Origin of the sequence: Streptomyces sp. NBC_00568 (genome assembly GCF_026341855.1) — a bacterium.
Taxonomy (GTDB): domain Bacteria; phylum Actinomycetota; class Actinomycetes; order Streptomycetales; family Streptomycetaceae; genus Streptomyces.
In genome coordinates, this window is sequence record NZ_JAPENW010000001.1 from 1,835,667 (window position 1) to 1,861,205 (window position 25,539).

A 25,539-nucleotide genomic window follows, 5' to 3' on the forward strand; every position below is an offset into this window, starting at 1 on the left:
GGGGCCGAAGACACGTGCCGGAGACGTGCGGCCAAGACGCGGGCCCACTCCCACGACGTGTCGTGGAAGTGGGCCCGTACCGCGGGTCGTTCTAGCCGTCGCCCTTCTCCAGCGCCGCCAGCGCCGGGTCCAGCACGATGTCCTCCGCCCGCGCCTCGATGGTCGGGTCCTCCGGGAAGTGACAGGCCGTCAAGTGGCCCTCGGCGTTGCCCGACAGCCGGGCGAGCGGGGGCTCCTCCTGCGCGCACTTGTCCTGCGCCTTCCAGCAGCGGGTGCGGAAGCGGCAGCCCGACGGCGGCGAGATGGGGGACGGCACATCGCCCTGCAGGCGGATGCGTTCCTTCTTCTCGGCGTCGATGTCCGCGTCGGGGACGGCCGACATCAGGGCGTGGGTGTAGGGGTGCCGCGGCCCGGTGTACAGCGACGCGCGGTCGGCGATCTCGACGATCTTGCCGAGGTACATCACCGCGACGCGCTGCGAGAAGTGCCGCACGATCGCGAGGTCGTGGGCGATGAAGACGAACGCGATGCCCATCTCCCGCTGGACCTCCTGGAGCAGGTTCACGACCTGCGCCTGGATGGAGACGTCGAGGGCCGAGACCGGCTCGTCGGCGACGATCAGTTTCGGCGAGAGCGCCAACGCCCGCGCCACACCGATGCGCTGGCGCTGACCGCCGGAGAACTCGTGCGGGAAGCGGTTGTAATGCTCGGGGTTGAGGCCGACCGTCTCCAGCAGCTCGCGCACCCGGGCCTCACGGCCGCCGGGCGGATTGACGTTGTTGATCTCCATCGGGGAGGAGATGATCGTGCCGACCGTCTGCCGCGGGTTCAGCGAGGCGTACGGGTCCTGGAAGATCATCTGGATCTCGGACCGGATCGGCGCCAGCTGGCGCCGGGTGGAACGGGTGATGTCCTTCCCGCTGTACGAGATCGTGCCCGCCGTCGGCTCCATGAGCCGGGTCAGCAGCCGTCCCGTGGTGGACTTCCCGCAGCCCGACTCGCCGACCAGGCCGAGACTCTCACCGGGGAAGACGTCGAAGGAGACGCCGTCGACGGCCTGTACCGCGCCGACCGTGCGGCGGATCGGGAAGCCGCCCTTCACCGGGAAGTACTTCTTCAGGTCGCGTACCCGCAGCAGCGGTTCGGCCGGGTCCCCGTCCCGCTGAGCGGGGATCGGGTCGGCCACGACCGTGGTTTTCTCGTCGCTCACAGTCAGTCCCCTCAGCCCAGCCTGGGTCGGATCGTCTCGGTGAAGATGCGGCTCTTTTGATCCAGGGTCAGATGGCAGGCCGCGCCGCGTCCCGTGGGCAGTTCGGGCCGGACGTCCACACACCGGTCGGAGCCCTCGACCTCGTTCCGGAAGGTGCACCGCGGGTGGAACGGGCACCCCGAGGGCGGGTTGAGCAGCGAAGGAGGCGCGCCCGGGATGGGCGTGAGCGGCTCGTCGACGTCCGCCGTCAGGCGCGGCATGGACCCCAGTAGACCCCAGGTGTAGGGGTGTTGGGGCGCCTTGAGCACCTCGCGGACGGTGCCGCGTTCCACGGCCCGGCCGGCATACATCACCAGCAGGTCGTCGGCCATGTTCGCGACGACACCGAGGTCATGGGTGATCATGATGATCGCGGAGCCGAACTCCTGCTGGAGGTCCTTGAGGAGGTCGAGGATCTGCGCCTGGACGGTCACGTCCAGGGCGGTGGTCGGCTCGTCGGCGATCAGCAGGTCCGGGTTGCAGACGAGGGACATCGCGATCATCGCGCGCTGCCGCATACCGCCGGAGAACTGGTGGGGATAGTCGTCCACACGCTGTTTGGGGTGCGGGATGCCGACCTTCCCCAGCATCTCGATCGCCCGGTCCCGGGCTTCCCTCTTGGACGCCCCGGTGTGCTTGCGGAACGGCTCGCCGATCTGCCGCCCCACGCTGTGGTAGGGCGACAGGGCGGTCAGCGCGTCCTGGAAGATCATCGCCATCTTGTTGCCGCGCAGCCGCTCCAGCTCGGCCTCGGTGGCGGTGACGAGCTCCTTGCCGTCGAGGATGATCTCGCCCTCGATCTGCGTGTTCAGCGGGCTGTGCAGACCGAGGACGGTCAGGTTGGTGACGGACTTCCCGGACCCGGACTCGCCGACGATGCCGAGCGTCGTACCGCGTTCGAGGTCGAAGGAGAGGCCGTCGACCGCTTTGACGACGCCGTCCTCCGTGGAGAACCGCACATGCAGGTCGCGGACCGACAGGAACGCGTCGGATCCGGTGGGAGCCGGGGCGTCCTCCGGCTTGGTGAGTGTGGTCACTGCGGTTTCTCCCAGGGCGCGACAGGCACTACGACAGACGTACGCGGGGGTCGATCACGGCGTACATGGCGTCCACGATGACGTTGAGCAGAAGGATGAACGCGGCGCTGAAGAGCATCACGCCCATGAGTTTCGGCAGGTCCTTGCCGACGACGGATTCCACGGCGAGCCGGCCGATTCCGGCGAGTCCGAAGGTGAACTCGGTGACCACGGCGCCGCCGAGGAGGGCGGAGAGGTCCATGCCGAGGATGGTGAGGATGGGAATGAGGGAGCCGCGCCAGGCGTACCGGAAGAAGACGTACCGGCCGGTCATGCCCTTCGCGCGGGCGGCGCGCACATGCTCCTCCTGGAGCTGCTCGATCATCGTCGAGCGGGCCATACGCGTGTAGTTGGCGGTGAAAATCACGGACATGACGATCCAGGGGATCAGCAGGCCCATGAACCACTGGCCCGGATTCTCCGAGATCGGCACGTACTTGGGCTTGTCGAGCCAGCCGGTGCTGTAGACGAAGATGCCGAGGACGATCGGGCCGAGGAAGTAGATCTGGAACGAGCTCAGCACGAGCGAGATGGAGCTGAAGACCTTGTCGAGCCAGGTTCCCCGGTAGCGGGCGGCGATCATGCCGGTGCCGAGGCCGACGATGAGGAAGACGATCAGACCACCGATCGTGAGGGACAGCGTCAGCGGGAAGCGGTCCATGATCGTGTCCCAGACCATCTGCTGGTCGCGGAAGGAGACGCCGAAGCAGGGGGCCGGGCAGTGGCCCACCGCGAAGTCGCGTCCGGCGAAGATGCCGACGAGGAACTTCCAGTACTGCACCGGGATCGGCTGGTCGAGCCCCAGGTTCTTGTGGATGATCGCCAGCGCGTCCGGGGTGCAGTTCTTGCCGCACGCGAGAGTGGCCGGGTCCTGGGGAATCGCGTAGTACATGAAGAACGTGAAGGCGCTGATCAGCAGAAGGATGAGCACCGCGCCGAACGTCCGGCGAAGGATGAATCGAAGCATGGCGGAACGCTGCTCTCAGGACGGCGGCCAGGGACAGGAGCGCCCGGGGCGCACTGCGCGCAGTGCGCCCCGGGAGGGTCGTCAGCTCTTGAGGAAGACCCGGGTCGGGTCGGTGTAGCTGGTCACCGTGGAGTAGCGCAGGCCGCCCACGTTGGTGCCGGCGATCTGGAACGTCTTGGTGTAGTAGATCGGCGCCGCCGGGTTGATCTTCTCGCTGATGTACTGGTTGAGCGCGGTCCAGGCCTTGGTGGCCTCGGCGTTGTCGGTGATCTGCAGGATCCGCTGGATCTCGGAGTTCACGTGGTCGTCGTTGATGTGCGCGTAGTTCGACGCACCGTCCTGGATCTGCTTGCCGTCGTACAGCGGCGGGAAGACGGTGGCGGCGGAGGGCCAGTCCTGGCCCCAGCCGGTCATGTAGATGTCGAAGCCGTTCTGGACCTTGCCGACCTGCTCGTACCAGGTCGCGGCGTCGATCTCCTTCTTCTGGACGTCCAGGCCGATCTTGCTCAGGGCGTTCTCGACGAGGACGGCCTGCTGCTGGCGGACCGGGGTGTTGGCGTAGGCGTAGACGATCTTCTTGCCCTTGGCGCCGGCTTCCTCGACCAGCTTCTTGGCCTTCTCGATGTCACCGTTGGGCTTCTTGGACCGGTCGAAGGGGTCGTAGTCCTTCTGGTAGCCCGGAGTGGTGGGCGACATCAGGCTGTTGGCGACCTCGCCGCCGTACGCGCCGCCGTCCGTCTTGTACATCGCGGTGGACGGCATGGCGTAGGTGATCGCGTCGCGGAGCTTCTTGTCCTTGATGCGGTCCATGTTGAAGTTCATCTGCCACACGTACGGGGCGTAGCCCTGGATCGTGCGCTTCATGGCCGCGGGGTTGGAGACGACCTTCTGGACCTGGGTGGTGGCGACCTGGCCGGTCATCATGATGGCGTTCTTGGCGTCACCGCGGTCGGCGAGGATCGTCTTGGTCTGGTCCTCGTCGTCGTGGTTGATCTCGATGTTGAACCCGTCGACGTACTGGTGACGCATGGCGTCCGACTTCGGGTCCCAGTTGGTGTTCTTGACCAGCTTGACGCTCTTGCCGGCCTTGAACTCCGAGATCTTGTACGGGCCGACGGAGACCGGCTTGGTGTCGTACTTCGCCTTGGTGTCCGTCTTCTCGGGGACGACGGAGTAACCGGCCATGGCCAGGGCCTGCGGCAGGTCGGGCTGCGCGTCCTTGAAGTGGAAGACGACCGTCTTGTCGTCCGGGGTCGCGAGGACGGTGTCCGGGAGGTGCTTGCCCTTGAACGGACCCGCGTAGGCCTTGCGGTAGGCGGTACCCGTGCCGGACAGCCACTGCTGGATGAACGACGGGCCGTCCGTGATCAGCGGGTCGTAGAGCCGCTCGAAGGTGTGCCGGATGTCGGCCGAGTCGATCACATGACCGGTCTCGTCCTTGATGCCGTCCTTCAGCGTGTACGTCCAGGTCTTGCCGCCGTCCGAGAGCTTGCCCGGGTCGGTCGCGAGGTCGCCGACGACGGTGAGACCGCCCTTGTCGTCCTCCTTGTACGTGGTCAGACCGCGGAAGATGAGCTTGGAGAGCAGGCCGGCGTCGCTGACGTAGATCTGGCCCGGGTCGAGGTGCGAGAAGTCGTCCTCCTCGTAGACCTGGATGGTGCCGCCGGGCTTGGCGCCCGTGACCTCCTCGGCGGGACCCGTCGAGTCCGCCGCGGTGCCCATCTTCACCGCCGCGGACTGGGCCGCGGCTTCCTTCTTGCCCTTGCTCTTGCCTTTGCCGTTGCCGCTGTCATTGCTGCTGCAGCCGGCCAGCGCCAGGGCGCCGGCCGCGACCGCGACGACGGCGGTCCGCCCTCTGCGGGAACTGAGGATGCTCATGGAGTCGAGTCCACCTGCCTGTGAGTTGTGATCAGTGATCCACTGGTGCTGCCTGACAGTGCGCGGCCGGTCGTGCCGGCTCCCGGGTGGCAGCGGCCTCCCGCGCTCGGATCAGCGGCCCGTCTTGGGATCGAATGCGTCCCGGACCGAGTCACCGAGGAGGTTGAACGCCACGACGAAAACGACCATGGCGACACCCGGGAAGAACATGTAGACCGGGTCCAGTTCGTAGATGTCCGACCCGATGGCGAACATCCGGCCCCAGTCGGGGGTCGGTTCGGTGTAGCCGACGCCGACGAATGAGAGAAACGCGACCGACAGGATGGTGCTCGGCAGCATGTACGTGCCCTGCACCAGGATCGGTGTGACGAGGTTCGGCAGCAGTTCCTTGCGGATGATCCGCCAGGGAGAGGCGCCCGCGACCCTCGCGGCCTCGACGAACTCCCGCTCACGCAGCGAGAGGGCGACGGCCCGGATCAGCCGGGCGAGGCCCATCCAGCCGAGGAACCACAGCACTCCGATGATCGCGAGCGCGTGGATGTAGGTGGGCGTCTCCTCGTCGGGGGCGACGAACACCGCGGTGATGACGGGCATCGAAGCGATCATGAACAGCTGCTGCGGGAACGCGAGCAGGAAGTCCGTGAACCGGCCGAGCCAGTAGTCGATCTTGCCACCGAAGTAGCCGCCGACCAGGCCGATCAGCACCCCCATCAGCACCATCGCGACGGTGGCCGCGAGCGCCGTGTACAGCGAGGTGCGCATGCCGTACAGGAGCTGCATGAACACATCGCGCCCGAGGGTGGGTTCGATCCCGAACCAGTACTCCGACGTGATGCCGCCGTTGGGGCCGGCCGGCATGTTGAAGTCGTTCAGGAGCGTGGGGTCGTCCTGCCCGTACAGGGTGTACGGGTCCTTGCCGTAGAGCTTCGAGATCAGCGGAGCGAGCGCGGCGATCAGGAAGAAAAGGATCACGATGTACGCGGAGACGACACCGCTGCGGTCGCGTTTGAACCGGCGCCACATCAGCTGGCCGGGCGATCGGCCCTCCAGCTTTCCCGACGCGTCGGAAAGTTTCTGCTCGGCCGGTTCATCGACCCGGGGGGAGGCTTCCGCGCCCTCGATCTCGATCGGACTCGTCATGATTCGTCCATTTCATGGGTGCGCCGAGTCCACGGCCGCCACAGGGTAGGGCAGCCGCGTTCGGACCATGCGGATCAGGAGAGACGTATGCCTAGCGGTCGCTGCGCGCCAGAGCGCTGCTTGCGACAACTCGCAGGTGAACACGCGTAGTTGGCATCTGGTGCCTCCTCATGACTCAACCGTTGCACGGACAGGAGGGGCTTCTGATTGACCTCCGACACCCCTGACGGAGGATCAAACACCCCACTGTGCTCGTGAGTCGGCACTGTCCCCACAGCGCATGACCCATTGACCCGAGCGTTACGCGGCTAACTATCTGACATGAGCCAGATAACCGACCACAGCCTTTAGGTCTCGGTTCCATCACAGCTGGCGCGTACATCTTCCAAAATCTGGACAAAATGATCTGCGGGAGAAGCCCGCGAAACGGACGTGTTACATGCCTATCGGTCGGGTGGCTCCGCATTTCGGACATGGAAGGGCGGAAAACGGGTTGCAAAAAGCCCGGGTGCCCCCATGCTTGGGGGCACCCGGGCTCGGTTGCCGGTGGATCAGCCGGCCAGGCCGGTGGATCAGCCGTGCTTGGCGCGGCTGGCGGTGCGACCGCGCTCCTTCTGGTCGAGAACGAGCTTGCGAATGCGAACGGACTCCGGGGTCACCTCGACGCACTCGTCGTCGCGGCAGAACTCCAGCGACTGCTCCAGCGAGAGCTTGCGCGGCGGGACGATCGCCTCGAACGAGTCGGCGGCGGCGGACCGCATGTTGGTGAGCTTCTTCTCCTTGGTGATGTTCACGTCCATGTCGTCGGCGCGGGAGTTCTCGCCGACGATCATGCCCTCGTACACCTCGGTGCCGGGGTCGGTGAACAGCACACCGCGCTCCTGGAGGTTCGTCATCGCAAACGCGGTGACGGCGCCCGCGCGGTCGGCGACCAGCGAACCGTTGTTACGGGTCGTCAGGGTGCCGAACCACGGCTCGTGGCCCTCGTGGATGGAGTGGGCGATGCCCGTACCGCGCGTACCGGTCAGGAACTCGGTCCGGAAGCCGATGAGGCCGCGGGACGGGACGACGAACTCCAGGCGGACCCAGCCGGAGCCGTGGTTCGACATGTTGTCCATGCGGCCCTTGCGGACGCCCATGAGCTGCGTGACCGCGCCCATGTGCTCCTCGGGGACGTCGATCGTCATGCGCTCGACGGGCTCGTGGACCTTGCCGTCGATGACCTGGGTGACGACCTGCGGCTTGCCGATGGTCAGCTCGAAGCCCTCGCGGCGCATCTGCTCGACCAGGATGGCGAGCGCGAGCTCACCGCGGCCCTGGACCTCCCAGGCGTCCGGGCGCTCGGTGTCGAGCACGCGGAGGGAGACGTTGCCGACCAGCTCGCGGTCGAGACGGTCCTTGACCTGGCGGGCGGTGACCTTGCGGTCCTTGTCCTTGACCGCGGCCTTGGCGTCCGCGCCCTTGCCCGTGCCACCACGGCCGACCAGCGGCGAGGTGTTCGTACCGATCGTCATGGAGATCGCCGGCTCGTCGACCGTGATCAGCGGCAGCGCGATCGGGTTCTCCGGGTCGGCCAGGGTCTCGCCGATCATGATGTCCGGGATACCGGCGACGGCGCAGATGTCACCGGGACCGGCCACCTCGGCGGGCTTGCGGGTGAGCGCCTCGGTCATCAGCAGCTCGGTGATGCGCACGTTGGACATCGTGCCGTCGCGCTTGATCCACGTGACGGTCTGGCCCTTGCGCAGCTCGCCCTGCTCGACGCGGAGCAGCGCGATACGGCCGAGGAAGTTGTCGGCGTCCAGGTTGGTCACGTGGGCCTGGAGCGGCGCGGACTCGTCGAAGGACGGGGCCGGGACGGACTCCAGGATCGTGGTGAAGAACGGCTCCAGGCTGTCGCTGTCGGCCGGGACGGTGCCGTTCTCCGGCTTGGTCAGCGAGGCCACGCCGTCACGCGCGCACGCGTAGACGATCGGGAACTCGATCTGCTCCTCGTCGGCGTCCAGGTCGAGGAAGAGGTCGTACGCCTCGTTCACGACCTCGTCGATGCGCGAGTCGGGACGGTCCGTCTTGTTGATGCACAGGATGACGGGCAGGCGGGCCTGCAGCGCCTTGCGCAGCACGAAGCGGGTCTGGGGCAGCGGGCCCTCGGAGGCGTCGACGAGCAGGACGACCGCGTCCACCATCGACAGACCGCGCTCGACCTCACCACCGAAGTCGGCGTGGCCGGGGGTGTCGATGATGTTGATCGTGATGACGTCGCCGCCATCCTTCGGGTGGTACTTGACCGCCGTGTTCTTCGCCAGGATCGTGATGCCCTTCTCACGTTCCAGGTCGTTCGAGTCCATCATGCGGTCGTCGAGCGACTCGGCGGCGTGCGCGGCGAAGGCACCGGCCTGCTTGAGCATGGCGTCGACCAGAGTGGTCTTGCCGTGGTCGACGTGGGCGACGATGGCGACGTTGCGGATGTCGTGGCGCGTGGCCATATTGAGGCGCTTCTCCCGGAGTGAGTGGACGGCCTCCGCAGCGCGGGGCCTGCCGGGCTGAACACGCCACGGCCTTACCCCATGGTACGTGGCCCGGACGGAGGCGGCCTCCGCAGGGCCACGGGCCCCGAACCGGCCGGGGCCCGCCACAAGGCGGGCCCCGGCCGTTCACCCGCGGGTCAGCCGCTCTTCGACGGGCTCGCCGAGGGGTGCGCGCCCTTCTTCAGGAAGCCCATGTCCTCGTACACCGGGGTCTGGAATCCGAAGGCTCCGGCGTTCACGACGTCCTTGCGCGCCGCCGTGAGCTGGGGTCGCTGGTAGAGGGGGATGGAACCGGCCGCGGCCCAGATGCGGGCGTCCGCCTTGCGGACGAGGGAGCGCTCCTCGTCCGCGTCCAGGGTGGACAGAGCCTGATCGAACAACTGATCGACCTGGTCGGTTCCGACGCGGGTGTAGTTCTGCTCGACGCTCAGCGAGCCGTCGGCCGCCGGAACGGGCTTGGCGTAGATCGGGCGGGCGTCGGTGGCCGGGAAGGCGGAGGCGGGCCACGAGTAGAGCGCCAGGTCGTACTGGCCCGAGGCGATGTGGTCCGTGAAATAGCTCTCGTCGGAGACCTTCGAGATGTCCGTACGGATACCGATACCCCGGAGCATCCGCGCGATCCGGTCGGCGACGGCACGCAGCGACTCCGAGCCCGGCCCGGAGGGCAGGACGAAGCGGAGTGCCAGCGGCTTGCCGTCCTTGGCGAGGGCATTGGCCGCCGCGCCCGCCGGAGCGGCCGTCCCCTTGGGCGCGTACGCCCCCGGGACCCCGCCCTGCTTGGCGTACTGCTTGCTGTCCAGCTGCCTCGCGGCCTGCTCGTCCGTGCGCGTGCCCGGCCTGGCGCCGGTCTGCTGCTCCTGCTTCCCGGTGTGCTCCTTGGGGTCCTGTCGCAGCTCCCGGTCGGCCTCGGACGGCTTGTCGTCCTCACCGACGATGTACGTCCCGCCGTCGCCCGGACTGTCGTCGGTGTCCGCCTTCTTGCCCTTGGACCCGGCCGCCTTCTCCGTCTTCTTCTGCTCCTTGACCGGCCCGCCGGGCACCCACCCGGCGTCCGCGAGCAGCGCCCGCGCCTCGGCGGTGTCCTGGTCGCCGAGAGCGCCGCTGTTGTCGGCGTACGCCTCCTGGCCGATGAGGGCGAGATGGCTGCCGACCGGCTCGGCGGGCAGGCCGAGCGGCTTGAGGACGACCCGGGCGAGTTCCTTGCGGTCCAGGGCGCGGGCCACCGCGCGACGGACGCGTTCGTCGGCGAGGGGGCCCTCGGAGCCGTTGAGGGCGAGCTGGGTGAAGGCGGGTTCGAGAGACTTGCGGACCACGAAGTCGCTCAGCGCCGCCTGCCGGCGGGCCTCCTTCGCCTTCGCCTTCGCCTCGCTGCCCTTCGCGCCTGCCGTGTCCTTCTCGCTCTTCTCCTCGTCCTCGCCCTCGCTCTCGTCCGCCGGGGCCTTCCCGTCCTCCTCCGCGGCCCTGCTCTTCTCGCTCTTGCCGCTCTTCTCGCTCTTCTCGCTCTTCTCCGAGGACTTGTCCTTCTCCGAGGACTTGTCCTTCTCGCCCTTGGCGCCCGCCGTGTGCGTCCCGTCCGCCGCGGAGGCCCCCTGCAACGGGGCACCGTCCTTGTGCCGGGCGGCGAGGGTGATGCGCTCGGCTTCCGCGGGATCGATCTCGGCCAGATCGAGCTTGCCGTCGGCGAGCGCGGTGGCCCGCTTGTCACGGGCGACGGCCACCAGGGCGATCTCGGCGAGCTTGCCGGGGCGGCCCCACCAGCGCGGGTTGCGCGTGAGGCTGACCGTGCCGGCCTTGCGGTCGACCTTCTTCACCGCGAAGGGCCCCGCGGTGACCCTGAGCTTGCGTCGCGCGCCGTCGTTGAAGGAGTCCGCGGTCCCCATGACGTCCTTCGGGTACAGCGGCGAGAACAGCGCCTTCCAGTCGGCGTAGGGCCGGCTGAACGTGACGCGGATCTCCAGGTTGTTCTTGCCCCGCTCGATCTTCTCGATGCGGTCGTAGCCGGCGTTGCGGGCCGTCCAGTACGCGGAGTCCTTGCCGGACAGGGCGCGCCACTGGGCGGCGAAGTCGGCGGCCCCGATCTCGCGTCCGTCGCTCCACACGGCCTGCTGGTTGAGCTTGTACAGCACGACCTGCTTGGGCTCGGTGTCGACTACCTTCGCCGATTCCAGGTAGTCGGGGTTGATCTGCGGCCGCCCGTTCGCGTCGAGCCGGTACATCGACGGCAGTACGGCGCCGGCGACACGGGAGGTCGCGGCGTCGGCGTCCGCCTGGAACGCGTTCAGCGTCTCCGGTACGGCGTCCACGGCCCAGCGCAGGGTGCCGCCGTCGGCGATCTGGTCACGGGACGCGGGCGCGATGTCCTGCGCGGCCGCGGGCCTGTCCGCCTCGTCCTCCGCGCTGCACGCGGCCAGGGCGGGTACCGCGAGCACGCCCGCGGTGAGGAATGCGGCCGAGCGCATCACCGCGCGCAGTCCGACGCCGTCGTGGGACATCACTGCAACCTCCGGGGGACGCTCCGCTGCGTGGGGCAGGTCTGCTGCCGATCACGTTTGGCCGTATATGGAGCTGATCTGATGTATGGCCCCACTGAAGGGGAGCCCGGCCGGACGGAAGCGGCGACACGGCGACGGACATCCGGAACCCCACCCGTGCGGCGCAATCCGGCGCCTCTCCCCCGGGGCCCGGCCCGCGCCGGGCCCTTGCCGCGCCTGGGACGCACCCGTCGCACCGCGCCAGTGGCCATGTGAGGCCCCGTCGTGGGCTCTCCCCGCGCCGCTCCAGGCGCACGGGGAGAACGGGCGGCGCGCGGGGAAGGCGGCCGGCGCGCCGGGAAAACGGACGGCGCGCGGGGCGCGTTCTGGAGCGTGCGAGCCCTCAATCCGTGCACACGCCTTCACACGGGTACGTGTGACGCGCAACACTCGCAGGCGCATGAACGTTGCCGCCTGGGGCCGCAGGGCCCGCGGAAGTGAGGGCAAGTCATGTCCGTGCACGACGACCTGACGTCAGTCCAGCGCTGCCTCGACGATCTGCAGCGGTCGGTGCGGCGCCTGGAACAGCAGATGGGCGCCGGTCTGGAGATGCGCCGCGTGCGTGCCGACGCCGACCACCTGCGCGAGAGCGTCGCGCTGCTGCGCGAGGCCACCGCGGGCTCCTCCCGGCTCCCGGCCGCTTCCGGACCGGCGGGACCCGCGTCCGGCCGGCGGCCCGATCTGGTGCCCATCTCCGACATCCCGTACGACAGCTCCCTGTGGACCGATTCCGACGACGAGGGTCTCGGCGCGCACCACGGTCCCACCCACTGAGCGCCCTCGACACCGGCGCACCCCCGAACCCGACCGGAGTGCGAAGTTGGCCACTGGTACGGAACCTCATCTGAACAGCGGCGGTGTACGAACCGGTACGCGCGCCGCGATCGCCGCCCCGCATCTGCGGACCGACCGCTGGTGGCTGGCGCCCGCCGCCACCGCGGCCGGGCTGCTGGCCTTCGTCGTGTACTCGACCTGGCGGGCCTTCTCGGACACGCACTACTACGCGGCGCCGTACGTCTCGCCGTTCTACTCGCCCTGCCTGGCGGAGCGGTGCGAAACCATGCGCGCCGGACCGAACACGGATCTGTTCGGGAGCTGGTGGGGCATCTCCCCCGCGATCATCATCCTGATCTTCCCGCTCGGATTCCGGCTGACCTGCTACTACTACCGCAAGGCCTACTACCGGGGCTTCTGGGCGAGCCCGCCGGCCTGCGCGGTCGCCGAGCCGCACAAGAAGTACACCGGCGAGACCCGCTTCCCGCTGATCCTGCAGAACATCCACCGGTACTTCTTCTACGCGGCCCTCGTCGTCGCCGGCATCCTGACGTACGACACCGTGCTCGCCTTCCGCGACGAGCACTACGCGTGGGGCCACATGGGCCTCGGCACCCTGGTGTTCCTGGTCAACATCACGCTGATCTGGGCGTACACCCTCTCCTGCCACTCCTGCCGGCACATCGTGGGCGGGAAGCTCAAGCACTTCTCCAAGCATCCCGTGCGCTACCGGATGTGGCAGTGGGTCGGGAAGCTGAACGCCCGTCACATGCTGCTCGCCTGGGCGTCGTTGGTGAGCGTGGCGCTCGCCGACTTCTACGTGTACCTGGTCGCGTCCGGCGCCTTCGACGATCCGCGCTTCTTCTAGATTGGGTGGAGCCCTCTGATGTCCGTGGTCGACCGACAGGAGTGGGACGTCGTCGTGGTCGGTGCCGGTGGCGCCGGACTGCGTGCCGCCATCGAGGCACGCGAGCGCGGTGCCCGTACGGCGGTGATCTGCAAGTCGCTGTTCGGCAAGGCCCACACGGTGATGGCCGAGGGCGGCATCGCGGCCGCCATGGGCAATGTGAACTCCGGCGACAACTGGCAGGTCCACTTCCGCGACACCATGCGCGGCGGCAAGTTCCTCAACCAGTGGCGGATGGCCGAGCTGCACGCCCGGGAAGCCCCGGACCGCGTGTGGGAGCTGGAGACCTGGGGCGCGCTCTTCGACCGCACGAAGGACGGGCGGATCTCGCAGCGCAACTTCGGCGGCCACGAGTATCCGCGCCTCGCCCACGTCGGCGACCGCACCGGACTCGAGCTGATCCGCACGCTCCAGCAGAAGATCGTGGCCCTCCAGCAGGAGGACATGAAGGAGACCGGCGACTACGAGTCACGCCTGAAGATCTATCAGGAATGCACCGTCACAAGGGTGTTGAAGGACGGACAGCGCGTCTCCGGGGCCTTCTGCTACGAACGCGAGTCCGGCCGCTTCTTCGTCCTCGAAGCGCCCTCCGTCGTGATCGCCACCGGCGGCATCGGCAAGTCCTTCAAGGTGACGTCCAACTCGTGGGAGTACACGGGCGACGGGCACGCGCTGGCGCTCCTCGCCGGGGCACCGCTGCTGAACATGGAGTTCGTGCAGTTCCATCCGACGGGCATGGTCTGGCCGCCGTCGGTCAAGGGCATCCTCGTCACCGAGTCGGTGCGCGGCGACGGCGGAGTCCTCCGGAACTCCGACGGCAAGCGGTTCATGTTCGACTACATCCCCGACGTCTTCAAGGAGAAGTACGCGCAGTCGGAGGAGGAGGGCGACCGCTGGTACGAGGACCCGGACCACAACCGGCGTCCTCCGGAGCTGCTGCCGCGCGACGAGGTCGCGCGGGCGATCAACTCCGAGGTGAAGGCGGGCCGCGGATCGCCCCACGGCGGCGTCTTCCTCGACGTCTCGACCCGGATGCCCGCCGAGGTGATCAAGCGCCGGCTCCCCTCCATGTACCACCAGTTCAAGGAGCTGGCCGACGTCGACATCACGGCGGAGGCCATGGAGGTCGGGCCGACCTGCCACTACGTCATGGGCGGCATCGCGGTCGACTCGGACACGGCGGCGGCTCGCGGTGTACCCGGGCTGTTCGCGGCCGGCGAGGTCGCGGGCGGCATGCACGGCTCCAACCGGCTGGGCGGCAACTCCCTCTCCGACCTGCTGGTGTTCGGGCGGCGGGCCGGGTGGCACGCGGCGGAGTACTCCGTCGGACTCACCGGGGACGGCGCCCGCCCGCCCCTGGACGACACCCAGATCGACGCGGCCGCCGCGGAGGCGCTGCGGCCCTTCTCCGCCGAGGGACCGGAATCCGCCCCCGCCGCTTCGGCCGACGGCGCGCAGGCCCCCGGTGCGCGTCCGCCGGAGAACCCGTACACCCTGCACCAGGAGCTCCAGCAGACCATGAACGACCTGGTCGGCATCATCCGCCGCGAGGCCGAGATGGAACAGGCCCTGGAGAAACTCGCCGAGCTGCGGGTACGGGCGCGCCGGGCCGGCGTGGAGGGCCACCGCCAGTTCAACCCGGGCTGGCACCTCTCCCTGGACCTGCGGAACATGCTCCTGGTCAGCGAGTGCGTGGCACGGGCGGCGCTGGAGCGCACGGAGTCGCGCGGCGGGCACACCCGCGAGGACCACCCGGCGATGGAGCGCTCCTGGCGGCGGCTCAACCTCCTGTGCCAACTTACCGACCCCACGGGCGGTTTGGCGGCCACCGACCCGGTGGCCGGACAGATCGACCTGGTGAACGAGACCACCCAGCCCATCCGCCCCGACCTGCTCGCCCTCTTCGAGAAGGAGGAGCTGGTCAAGTACCTCGCCGAAGAGGAGCTGTACGAGTGAGCAGCCGCAAGGAGTGGTACGAGCAGGAGCGGTACGAGGAGGCTCGGTACGCGTGAGCAGCTACGAGGCCCGCTTCAAGGTGTGGCGCGGGGATGTGAAGGGCGGCGGCCTGCTGGACTTCGAGGTCGAGGTCAACGACGGCGAGGTGGTGCTGGACATCATCCACCGGCTCCAGGCGACCCAGGCCCCCGACCTCGCGGTGCGCTGGAACTGCAAGGCGGGCAAGTGCGGTTCGTGCTCCGCCGAGATCAACGGCCGGCCACGGCTGCTGTGCATGACGCGGATGTCGGTGTTCACCCGCGAGGAGACGATCACCGTCACACCGCTGCGCGCGTTCCCGGTCGTACGGGATCTGGTGACCGACGTCGGCTTCAACTACGACAAGGCGCGGGAGGTACCCGCCTTCGTGCCGCCCGCCGGTGTCGGGCCCGGTGAGTACCGGATGATGCAGGAGGACGTCGACCGGTCGCAGGAGTTCCGCAAGTGCATCGAGTGCTTCCTGTGCCAGGACACCTGCCATGTCGTCCGTGACCACGAGGAGAACAAGCCGGCATTCGCCGGACCGCGCTTCCTGATGCGGGTGGCGGAGCTGGACATGCACCCGCTGGACGCGGCGGAGGACTCCGGCCTCGACCGCAAACGCACGGCACAGGACGAACACGGCCTCGGCTACTGCAACATCACCAAATGCTGCACGGAGGTCTGCCCCGAGGGCATCAAGATCACGGACAACGCGCTGATCCCCTTGAAGGAACGGGCCGTCGACCGCAAGTACGACCCGGTCGTGTGGCTGGGATCGAAGATCGGCAGGCGGCGGACGTAGGCGAGGCCGAAGCGCCGTCCCCTGTCATCGCGTGTCCGGCCTTCGCCGCGCGTCCGGCCGTGGTCGCGCGTCCGGCCGTGGTCGCGTGTCCGGCCGTGGTCGCGTGTCCGGCCCGCTATCAGCGCGGCCGGGGGTCCGGTGGGACGGCCTCGCGGCCCGGGCGCTGCCCCAGCGCCTGGAGCACCAGGCTCGCGATGAACAGGGCGATCCCGCTCATGGCGTAGGGCGTCAGGTCGGCGTCGGGCCCGTGGAACGGTCCCAGGAAGAGGAACAGGGACATGCCCACGGCCCCCGCCAGCGCGCCCGCTCCCCACAGCTTCGGCCGCAGGACCCGGCGGCGGAGCCACGGCGGCACCCGGTCCAGCGTGATGGCCGCGATCCCGAGTCCGGCCTGTGCGGTGACGATCAGCGCGGCGAACCCCACGAGATACCAGTGCATCGACCCCTCGTTCCCCCTGGCGCACCGCTGACAGCGCGCCTCCTGATCATGGCACGCGGGGCGATCACGGTCATCCCTCGCGAACCCAACCTTCGCGGTACGCCGTCCAGTCGGTCTCCGTGGCGGCGAAATCCACGTACAGGGCCACTCCGAAGCGCTCGCGGGTGCGGTCCGTCCGGGAGAGGCCGAGGCGGGTTCCGCGTACGGCCGCCTCGACCGTCTCGGCGTAGGCGTGGTGACCGACGCCGTCGTCGTGGAAGAACGGCAGGCCCATCAGCAGGTCGGTCGACTCGGGGGTGACCTCCAGGGCGAGCGAGGTCTGCTGGGCGACATAGCCGCCGTACAGGCTCTGGAGCGGCATGCCGGTGTCGTACGACATGACGGCGATCTGGTCGACCCGGCGGGCCACCTGCCCGAAGTACGACTGGGACCACCACTTGGGGTGGCCGGTGAGGGTTCCGGCGGCCGAGTGGAGGGCCGGGAGCGGGTCGATCTGGTGGGAGGCGACGGAGAGCGGGACGTGCCGGGCACGGGTGAGCCCGTGCAGGTCGTCGAGGAGCGAGAGGTAGTGGGTGTCGCCCGAGTGGAGGGGCTCCAGGTCGAAGTGGACGCCGTCGAACCCGGCGTCGAGGACCTGCCCGGCCGACCGCACGACGGCGTCGCGCGTCCCGGCCCGCTCCAGCCGCAGCCCGTCCGGCCCCTCGCTCGCCAGCTTGTCGCCCAGCCAGGCCTGGACCCGTACGCCGTCCAGGCGGCGGTGCACCGCCTGGACCAGCCGACCGGCGGACGGATACGCCGTCGCCGGCAGCGAGCCGTCGTGCTCCAGCGGCCCGGCGTGCACGTACAGATCCCGGATGCCGCTCCCCCGCAGGCGCGCCGCCAGCGCGTCGATGTCCGCCTCGCCCTTCCGGCCGTCCACCCAGGCATGCCCGAGCCAGAGCGCGTCCCGGTTCCGGGTCTGCGTCCCGGGAGCCGGATCGCCCGCGTAGTTCACCCGGAGGGCGATTCCCGCGGCGAGGATGGGAAGCAGCAGGACGAGCACCAGCCCGAGGGCGACTCGCTTCGGCAGCCGCAGCCGCGGGTGCCGCCAGCCCCGCGCGAGACGGCGCAGGCCGGCACGAACAGCGGAGTCCGCTCCCCGCGCGGGGGCGGGAACAGGACCGGATACGGGCTCGCCCCCTCCGTCCGCGACGGACCGCACCCCACCGACCGTCACCGACTTGCCTTCCCCGGCGGCCGTCGGCCTTCCTGCGTCGACGCCCACCGGCTGCGCTCCGTCGGCCGCCGGCGCCCCCTCCCCGCCGGTACCGGTCGGCCTCTCCCCACCGGCGGCCGTCGGCTTTCCTTCGTCGGCGTCCCTCGACTGCCCTCCACCGACCGTCGCCGACCCCTCTTCGGCGGCGGCGCCCAGCTGCCCTTCGGCGGTGGCCGCCCGTACCTCTTCGGTCGTGGCCGCCGACCCCTCCTTGCCGGTGGCCGTCGGCTGTCCTTCGGTGGTGGCCGCCCGTGCCTCTTCGGCGGTGGGTGTCGGCTGGTCCTCGGCGGTGGGTGGGTCGGGTGGTGTGTTCTCGTGCCGTGTGTCCGGTGCCGTCTCCGTCGGATTCGTCGACTCGTCCTGGCGTCCCGTGTCCATCCCCCGCACCCCTCCCGTATGCCCCCGTATCTCCCGTACCTTAGGCGCCCCCACCTCCCCGTATCCCGGTCGCGGGGGCGCCCGAGCGGCCATACGCTCCCAAATGTGACGTCGTCCCCGAGTCGAAGCCGGTCGCGCCGGGCCCCGTCGCACATAGCCGTGCGGGTCGCGCATGCCGTGCTCGGGGGGCTGGTCGCGATGGGGTGGCTGGTGCTGCCGCTGGCATGGGCGGGAGCCGACGGTCCGGCCACCGTGGCGCGGAGCGCGGACGTGACCGCCCCGGCGGTCGCCGCCCAGGACAACGCCGCCCCGGACGACGGAACGACGACCGGCGATCTCGTACCGCCCCTGGTCGCGGTCGGCGCCGCGGGAGCGCTGGCGGCGTACGCCTACACGCGCCGCAGACGGCGGGCCACGACACGCACGACACCCGGCGGCGACGACCACGGGCTGGTCCCGCTCCACGAACTCGACCGGCAGGCAAGGAAGTTGCTCGTCGACATCGACGACTGCGTCCGCACCGGTGCCGAGGAGCTCCGCCTCGCCGCGGCCCGCTCGGCAGCCGACGCGGTCGAACCGTACGCGTACGCGCTGACGTACGCGGAAGCCGAACTCGCCGCGGCGTTCCGGCTGCGCCAACACCTCGACGAGTCAGGCGAGGGCGACGGCGACGGCAGGGGCGCCCTGGAGGAGATCGTCGCCCGGTGCCTGGACGCCGGGCGGCGGCTGGACGCGGCGGCGCCGGGCTTCGACCAGCTCCGGGCGCTGGAGCGGAACGCGGCGGCCGCCCTGGAGTCCGCCGGGTCCCGCTTCCGGGAACTCGCCGCGCGCACCCCGGCCGCCGAGGCCACCCTCGCCGATCTCCACGAGCGGTACGCCCCCGCCGCATCGCTCCCGGTCGCCGGCGACGTCGAACAGGCCAAGGACCGGCTCGTGTTCACCACCCTCCATCTCAACCAGGCACGGCGGTACGCGGACAGGGGCGACCACGCGAAAGCGGCCGCCCATCTGCGAGCGGCGGAGGGGGCGGTGGAGCAGGCCACCGCCCTGGTGAACGGCGTGCACCGGCTGTCGGGCGAACTGGCCTCCGCGGCAGCGAGGTTGCCCCTGGCTCTCGCGGCGATGGAGAGCGTCCTGGAAACGGCCCGGGGGCTCCCGCCGACCGGGAGAGCCCGTACCGCGGACGAACACCACCCGGACGCCGCCCGCTTCCCTGACCCTGCCGTCCCCGATGCCGGACCTGACCCCAAGACCCACCCCGACGCCGATTCCGGAGCCGGGGCCGACGCCGATTCCGGAGCCGGGGCCGAGGCCGGAGCTGGAGCCGGGGCCGGAGCTGGAGCCGGGGCCGAGGCCGGAGCCGGAGCTGGAGCCGGTTCACGCGAAGGCACCTCCGCCAGGGCCGGAGCCGGAGCCGAGGCCGGAGCCGGGGCCGAGGCCGGAGCCGGGGCCGAGGCCGGAGCCGAGGCCGGAGCCGGAGCCGGAGCCGAGGCCGGAGCCGGAGCCGGAGCCGAGGCCGGAGCCGGAGCCGGAGCCGAGGCCGGATCACGCGAAGGCACCGCCGCCGGTGTCGGATCCACTGCCGGTGTCGGATCCGGTGCCGGTTCCGGGGAGTTGGTCGGGCCGTTCGGGCGTACCGAGGCGCTGCTCTCCGGGGTGCGTCACACGATGGCGGCCGGGCCGTACGATCCGCTGGACGTGCTCCGCCGAGTGGTGGAGGCGGGTGCGGTCCTCACCGGGGACGGGGGCGGCGACGTTCCCGACGAACGCGCCCACGCGCTTGTCCCCGCCCGCTGCGCGCTCGCCGGAGCGGCGGACTTCATCGGCACGCACCGCGGGGCCGTCGGCAGCGAGGCCCGCACACGGCTGGCCGAGGCGGAACGCCTGCTCGGGCCGGGGGCCACCGCTCTCTCCGAGGTGCGGCGGGCCGATGAGCTCGCCCGGGAAGCGCGGCGGCTCGCCGAGCGGGACGTACGGGCGTACGGCAACCCCGCGGGCGGTCACGGGGGCGCGGGAGCGGGCGGCGCGGTGCTCGGCGGGATCCTCCTGTGCGACGGTGAGGGCCCGGTGAGCTACGGCGGCCCGCACACCCGGGGCCGCCGGGCGGCGTCGTTCACCTGACGCTGCCGACCGGCCTTCCTCCTCCGACCGGCCGCCCGCCCCGCGCGCCCGTCCTCAGAACAGGCTCAGCAACGCCTCCGCCGGGTCGGCGAGCCCCGTCTCCCCGTCCGGCAGCGGGAGTTCGAACCACACGGTCTTCCCGCGCGGGGTCCGGCGGGAGCCCCACCCGGCGGAGAGGAGGCCGACGAGCTGCAGGCCCCGCCCGCCCTCGTCGGTGTCGCGGGCGCGTCGGCGGCGCGGCTGGACGAGGCCGGCGTCCCAGACCTCGCAGACGAGGGTGCGGTCGAGGAGCAGCCGCAGCCTGATCTCGCCCTCGCCGTACCGCAGGGCGTTGGTCACCAGCTCACTGACCAGCAGTTCCGTCGTGTCGACGAGCGGCTCCAGGTCCCAGGCGACGAGCTGGGTGCGCGCGTACTCGCGGGCCCGCCCCACGCTGCGCGGCTCGCGCGGCAGGGTCCAGTCGCCGACGGAGTCGGCGGGCAGCCCCTGGACACGTGCCATGAGCAGGGCGATGTCGTCCTCGCCGTGGTGGGTGTCGAGGGTGTTGAGGACGTGGTCGCAGACGTCCTCCAGCGGACTGGAGGGGTCGGTGAGGGCGCCGACGAAAGCTTGCAGTCCCTCGTCGAGGGGGTGGTCGCGCGATTCGACCAGTCCATCCGTGTAGAGCGCCAACAGCGCACCTTCGGGTAGTTCGACCTCCACCTCCTCGAAGGGCTCGCCTCCCACCCCGAGCGGCATCCCGGGCGGCACGTCGAGCATCAGCGCGGTCTCACCGGGCTCGACCAGGACAGGAGGCAGATGGCCCGCGTTGGCGAAGGTGCACCGGCGGGTCACGGAGTCGTAGACGGCGTACACGCAGGTCGCGAGGTACACCTCGGAGAGGTCGGCGTCGCGGGGCTGACGGGCCGTACGGGTGGCCTGCTGGACCCCTCCGGGGGTGCCGAGTCCGCGCGCGATCTCGTCCAGCGCCGAGAGGACTTCGGCGGGTTCGAGATCGAGCAGGGCCAAGGTGCGTACGGCGGTGCGGAGTTCACCCATCGCCACCGCGGCGCGCAGCCCGCGGCCCATCACGTCGCCCACGACAAGGGCCGTGCGGTGACCTGGGAGTTCGATGACGTCGAACCAGTCGCCGCCGACCTCCGTCGCCGCGTTGCCCGGCAGATAGCGGCACGCGATGTCGAGGCCAGAGGCCTCGGGGTCGCCCGGGGGCAGCAGGGACCGCTGCAGTATCAGGGCGCGTTCGTGCTCGCGGCGGTACAGGCGCGCGTTGTCGATACAGACGGCCGCGCGGGCGGCCAGCTCCACCGCCAGGGCGCGGTCGCGTTCCCCGAACGGCTCGCTGCCCTTCGTACGGGAGAACTGGGCGAGGCCCACCACCGTGTCGTGGGCGACCATCGGGACCGCGAGCGTGGACTGGATGAGGCCGCCCTCTTCGGCCGGGATGTGCTGCGGCCGGGCGGTGCGCAGGGCGTCCGCGCAGGGCGAGTTGAACGGGTAGTGGTGGACGGCGCCGACGGCGACGGGTGCCGGACCGCCGACGAACGGCGCGTCGGAGACGGCGCTGGCGAAGGCGACCCGGCGGAGTTCGGCACTGCCGTCCGCGAGGCCCGGCGGGGTCTCGTCGCCGGCCAGCAGACCCTGGTACAGGTCGACGGTCGCGAGGTCGCAGAAGCCGGGGACCACGACGTCGAGGAGTTCGCGTGCGGTGGTCTCCAGGTCGAGGGAGTTGCCTATGCGGGCGCCCGCCTCGTTCAGAAGGGCGAGATTCCGTCGTGCGGCGGCCGCTTCACGGGCGGCGGCACGGCGGGCGGTGATGTCGGTTCCGAGCCAGGCGATACCGATGGGGCGGCCGCTTCCGCCGTGCACCCGGTAGAGGTTGATGGACCAGTGCCGGCGCTCCTCGGAACCCGGCGTATATCCGGTGACGTGCATGTCCGTGATCGAGTCACCGGTCTCCAGGACCCGGCGCAGGATCGCCGTCACGCGCTCGGCCTCCGCGCGCGGGAGGTAGTCGTGGACGCCCTTGCCGCGGTGGTCGTCGACGCTGCCGCCGAAAATCGAGGCGAACCGCTGGTTGGCGCGCCGGACCCGAAGGTCCGTGTCGATCAGCAGGAAGCCGAAAGGAGATTGACCGAAAATCGCCTGCGAGGCGGCGAGGTCCGTCTCGATGCTGCGCAGGGTGCGGACGTCCACGACGATGCAGACGGCGGCCCGCTCACCGTCCTCGGTCACGGTGGGCATCACATAGACCTCGGCGAGGCCCTCGGTGACCTCGTCGGCGCTCTCACCCGCCTCTTCGGAGGCGGGCGCCCGGAAGGGCACCAGACCGGTCCACTCGCGGCCGTCCAGGATCTCCGCCATCTTCCGCTGACCGAACTCGCGCCGGTCGGCGGTGACGAACGCCTCGATGGGGTCCAGGCCGACGGCACGCTCCGCGGAGATGCCGAAGATCTGCTCGGCCCGCAGACTCCACTGGTCCACCAGCCCGTCGGCGCCGATGGAGAAGGAGGCGACCTTGATGTAGTCGTAGATCGAACCGGGCGGGCTGCTCTGCCACATCGCGTCGGTCGGCGCCTCGCCGGCCGCGTCACCCGGCACATCGTCGGCCGCGCCACCCACCAGGCCGGCCGCGGCGCCGCCCGTCTCCTCACCCGTGGCGTCACCCGCGTCCTCGCCGGGAACCGCGCGCGCGAACTCGCCCGCCGCATCAGCCCTCGCGCCGTCCGACGGGTCCTCGGACTCCGTGGCCTTCGCTGGTATCTCGCTCACGCGAACCGTCCCCTCCAGCTCACCGCGTCCGGCACCGGTCACCGGGGGCGGCTGCCCGCAGTATCCAGCACTACGGCGCCGCACGACACGGTGTTCACGATCACAGCACGGTCCCGATGGTTTTTGGACCGGCCGCGACATACTCCCAGTCTTCTAACCAGGTGGCGCCCGGTCGAATCAAAGAATCCGACACCCGTCGGCGACCCGATCCGGCCAGGTGCCGCACGGGCATCCGGACCCTGCGCGCCTCAGCCCGGAACGGCCAGTTCGAACCAGACGGTCTTGCCGGTGTCTCCGGGCCGGGTCCCCCAGCGTCTGCACGAGCCGGCCAGGAGCTGGAGTCCGCGGCCGCTCTCGTCCGACGCGTCGGCGTCCCGTTCGCGGGGCGGGTCGGGCAGCGGGTCGGAGACCTCGACGCGGAGCGCGCCCGGCACGTCCTCGGGACGTACGAGACGGACGCCGATCGGGCCCGTCGCGTGCCGCAGCGAGTTCGTCACCAGTTCACTGACCAGCAGCGCGGCGATGTCGCCGAGGGAGTCGAGTTCCCATGCGTGCAGTTGCCCCCGGACGACGGCGCGGGCGGTGCGGACGGCACCCGGCTCCGCGGGAAAAGTCCACTCGGCGCAGTCGCCTTCGGTGTCGATCAAGCCGATCACTTCCCAGACCAGGAACCCACCCATGTCCGGTTTCGTGGGATTAATGGGCACATACCCGATATCCGTGACGCTTTACCGCACCCGGGGGCACACTATGGCGCGAACGGCGTACGAACTTCCCACCCGGCTCGTCACGCGCCCGGGTCGAGCCACGGCAGTGCGCCCTTGACCGCCCCCACGTCCTGATCCAGCCAGTCCACGTCCCAGATCTCCCCGGGGGCCAGCCAGCGCAGCTCGTCGTGATCCTCCAGCGGCCTGGGTTCGGCCGAGCCGGGCAGCAGCCGGGCGGCCCACACCACCAGGACGTATCCCGGCTTCAGGGGCCACTCGCCGGGGACGCGCTCCAGCACTTCCGCCTCGACACCGAGTTCTTCGCGCAGCTCGCGCACCAGGGCGCGCTCGGGAGTCTCGCCCGGCTCGACCTTCCCGCCCGGCAGTTCCCAGCGCCCCGCGAGGTCGGGGGGCGCGCTGCGGCGGGCGGCGAGCAGGCGCCCGCCGCCCACCAGGGCGGCTCCGACCACCACGATCCGTTCCGTCATGCGCCGGAGCCTACGGGAGCGGGGCGGGCTCCCGGGCGGAGCGGATCACCGGGTTCCGTTCTGCCCGATCCGCTCGACCCAGTAGAGCTGTTTGTGCCCGCGGTCGTCGAGGCTGTCCGCGATCTTCTGAGCCTCGGCGCGGGTCGCGTACCTGCCCACGCGATAGCGATTGCCGTTGTCGTCCTGTCGTATGACGAGCCAGGGAAGAGTGATCGTGCCGTCGTTCATCCAGCCCCTCCACTTCCCGCCCCGGGCCCCCGCCGAACCCCGCACGCCAACGAAACCGCAATACGCATATGCCCGAGCCTACGCCTAACCTTCACGCAGCGAATACGGCTTTTCACAAAGAGGTACGCAACCGGCCAGTAGGCGGCGCCGGCCCAGGGGGCGCACGCCGTCGAACACGCCGCCCACCGCTCCCCGCGCGCTCTCGAACAGGGCGAAGTCGTTTCTCGGCCCGCCACTTGAGAAAGGCCAGATTCCAACCGGGCACCCGGGCGGTCCCGTTGAGGCACGGACCCCCGTGCCGCGCCTCAACGCCCGGACCGTGCCCGCCGGCTCGCAGCGCGCCCCCGGGCCCGGACCGGGCCAGGCGAGCGGAACAGGCCACCGGGTCGGACCACCGGGCGGGCCACCCGTTCGGGCCACCGGGGGCACCGGGAGGGACGGACGGCGGTCCGACCCGGGACCGCCGGGCAGGGCGCCCGCCCGGAGCCCGGCCGCTACGTCCCCCGAAGGTGACGTGCGGTCACTTCACCGGCAGGTGGTAGGCGATCCGGTACCGGTCCGCCGGGACCACCACGTCCGCCGTCTCCACCGGACGGCCCGAGGCGTAGAAGGTCCGCTGGATGACGACGACCACGTGCCCGGGTACGCCGCCCAGCGCGAGGAGTTCCTCGGCGAGGCCGGGGCGCGCGCCGACCTCCTCGGTGACGTTGTCCACGATCACGTCGATGGCCGCCATGCGCTCGACGACACCCATGCCGCCGAGCGGGCCCTCCTCGGGGAGCATGACCGGCGTGCGCCCGGTGACGGCGAGCGGCTCCCAGGACGTGGAGAGCATCATCGCCTCGCCGCCGTCCCGGAAGACGTAGTTCGTGCACATCACGCGGTCGCCCGGCTGGATGGCCAGCCGCTCGGCGATCGCACCGCTCGCCTCGACCTGCCGGCTGTGGGACTCCCAGGTGCCGCGCACGGCGAGGTCGGCCTGCTCCTGCCGGAAGGGGGTGGCGCCGCTGTCCGGCCGGTATCCGGAGCGGGCCACGCGGCGCGGCACCGGCCTCTCCCGCACATAGGTGCCCGAACCGGAGCGGCCCTCGACCAGGCCCTCGGCCATCAGCACCTTGCGCGCCTCCAGGGCGACCGTGTCGGAGACCCCGTACTCCTCGCGGATTCTGGCCTGCGAGGGGAGGCGGGTGTGCGGTGGCAGCGAGCCGTCGACGATCTTCTTGCGGAGATCACCCGCGACACGCAAGTACGCCGGCTGCTCACCGAAAGTCACTTGGCCGCTCCCATCAGGTTGTACAGACAGCAACAGCGTGGCAACCGTGGGT

Annotated in this window: 19 protein-coding genes; 5 read left to right on the forward strand and 14 right to left on the reverse strand. The window is 70.4% G+C overall.

Annotated features, from left to right (window positions below):
• Positions 1 to 91: 91 nt before the first annotated feature.
• From OOK38_RS07805 to OOK38_RS07835, 7 genes are all read right to left on the reverse strand, one after another.
• Positions 92 to 1,216: a dipeptide ABC transporter ATP-binding protein gene (locus OOK38_RS07805; RefSeq protein ID WP_323178841.1), complete on the reverse strand. Its 1,125-nt coding sequence runs from the start codon at positions 1,214 to 1,216 to the stop codon at positions 92 to 94.
• A gap of 5 nt (positions 1,217 to 1,221) precedes the next feature.
• Complete coding sequence (locus tag OOK38_RS07810; protein ID WP_266762374.1) at positions 1,222 to 2,286, reverse strand: ABC transporter ATP-binding protein; 1,065 nt, start codon at positions 2,284 to 2,286, stop codon at positions 1,222 to 1,224.
• 28 nt (positions 2,287 to 2,314) lie between these two features.
• Positions 2,315 to 3,292 carry an ABC transporter permease gene (locus tag OOK38_RS07815; RefSeq protein WP_266762372.1) on the reverse strand — a complete coding sequence of 326 codons (978 nt, stop codon included), beginning with the start codon at positions 3,290 to 3,292 and terminating at the stop codon, positions 2,315 to 2,317.
• Between the two features lie 81 nt (positions 3,293 to 3,373).
• Positions 3,374 to 5,170, reverse strand: coding sequence for an ABC transporter substrate-binding protein (locus OOK38_RS07820; protein WP_266762370.1), 1,797 nt, complete (start codon positions 5,168 to 5,170; stop codon positions 3,374 to 3,376).
• A 111-nt stretch (positions 5,171 to 5,281) separates the two neighbouring features.
• Positions 5,282 to 6,310 carry an ABC transporter permease gene (locus OOK38_RS07825; RefSeq protein WP_266762368.1) on the reverse strand — a complete coding sequence of 343 codons (1,029 nt, stop codon included), beginning with the start codon at positions 6,308 to 6,310 and terminating at the stop codon, positions 5,282 to 5,284.
• 572 nt (positions 6,311 to 6,882) lie between these two features.
• Positions 6,883 to 8,796 (reverse strand): translational GTPase TypA, encoded by a 1,914-nt coding sequence (gene typA, locus OOK38_RS07830; RefSeq protein WP_266762366.1) that lies wholly within the window; start codon positions 8,794 to 8,796, stop codon positions 6,883 to 6,885.
• A gap of 179 nt (positions 8,797 to 8,975) precedes the next feature.
• The gene (locus OOK38_RS07835; RefSeq protein ID WP_266848261.1) at positions 8,976 to 11,330 is read right to left on the reverse strand and encodes an ABC transporter family substrate-binding protein; all 2,355 of its coding nucleotides are present in this window, start codon (positions 11,328 to 11,330) and stop codon (positions 8,976 to 8,978) included.
• Positions 11,331 to 11,819: 489 nt separating this feature from the next.
• On the opposite strand from OOK38_RS07835, the gene OOK38_RS07840 reads away from it, so the two are divergent.
• The 4 genes from OOK38_RS07840 to OOK38_RS07855 are packed head-to-tail and all read left to right on the forward strand — an operon-like array spanning position 11,820 to position 15,829.
• Complete coding sequence (locus OOK38_RS07840) at positions 11,820 to 12,143, forward strand: hypothetical protein (RefSeq protein WP_266848262.1); 324 nt, start codon at positions 11,820 to 11,822, stop codon at positions 12,141 to 12,143.
• A 46-nt stretch (positions 12,144 to 12,189) separates the two neighbouring features.
• Positions 12,190 to 13,011: a hypothetical protein gene (locus tag OOK38_RS07845; protein ID WP_266762360.1), complete on the forward strand. Its 822-nt coding sequence runs from the start codon at positions 12,190 to 12,192 to the stop codon at positions 13,009 to 13,011.
• 18 nt (positions 13,012 to 13,029) lie between these two features.
• Positions 13,030 to 15,006, forward strand: coding sequence for a fumarate reductase/succinate dehydrogenase flavoprotein subunit (locus OOK38_RS07850; RefSeq protein WP_266762358.1), 1,977 nt, complete (start codon positions 13,030 to 13,032; stop codon positions 15,004 to 15,006).
• 52 nt (positions 15,007 to 15,058) lie between these two features.
• A complete protein-coding gene (locus OOK38_RS07855; RefSeq protein ID WP_266762356.1) occupies positions 15,059 to 15,829 on the forward strand; it encodes a succinate dehydrogenase/fumarate reductase iron-sulfur subunit in 771 nt (256 codons plus the stop codon).
• Positions 15,830 to 15,947: 118 nt separating this feature from the next.
• Here OOK38_RS07855 and OOK38_RS07860 read toward each other — a convergent pair whose 3' ends face one another.
• Entirely contained in the window at positions 15,948 to 16,268 is a 321-nt protein-coding gene (locus OOK38_RS07860) for a hypothetical protein (protein WP_266762354.1), read from the reverse strand.
• 70 nt (positions 16,269 to 16,338) lie between these two features.
• Positions 16,339 to 17,379, reverse strand: a complete 1,041-nt coding sequence (locus tag OOK38_RS07865) for a hypothetical protein (RefSeq protein WP_266765835.1) — start codon at positions 17,377 to 17,379, stop codon at positions 16,339 to 16,341.
• Positions 17,380 to 18,006: 627 nt separating this feature from the next.
• Between OOK38_RS07865 and OOK38_RS07870 the strand changes: the two genes are divergently transcribed.
• Entirely contained in the window at positions 18,007 to 20,022 is a 2,016-nt protein-coding gene (locus OOK38_RS07870) for a hypothetical protein (RefSeq protein WP_266848264.1), read from the forward strand.
• 54 nt (positions 20,023 to 20,076) lie between these two features.
• Here the strand turns inward: OOK38_RS07870 and OOK38_RS07875 are convergent, their stop codons facing one another.
• From OOK38_RS07875 to OOK38_RS07895, 5 genes are all read right to left on the reverse strand, one after another.
• Entirely contained in the window at positions 20,077 to 22,791 is a 2,715-nt protein-coding gene (locus OOK38_RS07875) for a SpoIIE family protein phosphatase (protein WP_266762350.1), read from the reverse strand.
• 248 nt (positions 22,792 to 23,039) lie between these two features.
• Positions 23,040 to 23,471 carry an ATP-binding protein gene (locus tag OOK38_RS07880; protein WP_266762348.1) on the reverse strand — a complete coding sequence of 144 codons (432 nt, stop codon included), beginning with the start codon at positions 23,469 to 23,471 and terminating at the stop codon, positions 23,040 to 23,042.
• 107 nt (positions 23,472 to 23,578) lie between these two features.
• Positions 23,579 to 23,986 (reverse strand): (deoxy)nucleoside triphosphate pyrophosphohydrolase, encoded by a 408-nt coding sequence (locus OOK38_RS07885; RefSeq protein WP_266762346.1) that lies wholly within the window; start codon positions 23,984 to 23,986, stop codon positions 23,579 to 23,581.
• 45 nt (positions 23,987 to 24,031) lie between these two features.
• On the reverse strand, positions 24,032 to 24,214 hold the full coding sequence (locus tag OOK38_RS07890; protein ID WP_266454873.1) for an SPOR domain-containing protein: 183 nt from the start codon (positions 24,212 to 24,214) through the stop codon (positions 24,032 to 24,034).
• Between the two features lie 520 nt (positions 24,215 to 24,734).
• The gene (locus tag OOK38_RS07895) at positions 24,735 to 25,487 is read right to left on the reverse strand and encodes a GntR family transcriptional regulator (RefSeq protein WP_266762344.1); all 753 of its coding nucleotides are present in this window, start codon (positions 25,485 to 25,487) and stop codon (positions 24,735 to 24,737) included.
• Positions 25,488 to 25,539 lie beyond the last annotated feature (52 nt).

Coding starts and splice junctions, on each gene's coding strand:
- OOK38_RS07815 (WP_266762372.1), bottom strand. CDS start 3,292: ATGCTTCGATTCATCCTTCGCCGGACGTTCGGCGCGGTGCTCATCCTT.
- OOK38_RS07820 (WP_266762370.1), bottom strand. CDS start 5,170: ATGAGCATCCTCAGTTCCCGCAGAGGGCGGACCGCCGTCGTCGCGGTC.
- OOK38_RS07825 (WP_266762368.1), bottom strand. CDS start 6,310: ATGACGAGTCCGATCGAGATCGAGGGCGCGGAAGCCTCCCCCCGGGTC.
- typA (WP_266762366.1), bottom strand. CDS start 8,796: ATGGCCACGCGCCACGACATCCGCAACGTCGCCATCGTCGCCCACGTC.
- OOK38_RS07835 (WP_266848261.1), bottom strand. CDS start 11,330: ATGTCCCACGACGGCGTCGGACTGCGCGCGGTGATGCGCTCGGCCGCA.
- OOK38_RS07840 (WP_266848262.1), top strand. CDS start 11,820: ATGTCCGTGCACGACGACCTGACGTCAGTCCAGCGCTGCCTCGACGAT.
- OOK38_RS07850 (WP_266762358.1), top strand. CDS start 13,030: ATGTCCGTGGTCGACCGACAGGAGTGGGACGTCGTCGTGGTCGGTGCC.
- OOK38_RS07860 (WP_266762354.1), bottom strand. CDS start 16,268: ATGCACTGGTATCTCGTGGGGTTCGCCGCGCTGATCGTCACCGCACAG.
- OOK38_RS07880 (WP_266762348.1), bottom strand. CDS start 23,471: ATGGGTGGGTTCCTGGTCTGGGAAGTGATCGGCTTGATCGACACCGAA.
- OOK38_RS07885 (WP_266762346.1), bottom strand. CDS start 23,986: ATGACGGAACGGATCGTGGTGGTCGGAGCCGCCCTGGTGGGCGGCGGG.
- OOK38_RS07890 (WP_266454873.1), bottom strand. CDS start 24,214: ATGAACGACGGCACGATCACTCTTCCCTGGCTCGTCATACGACAGGAC.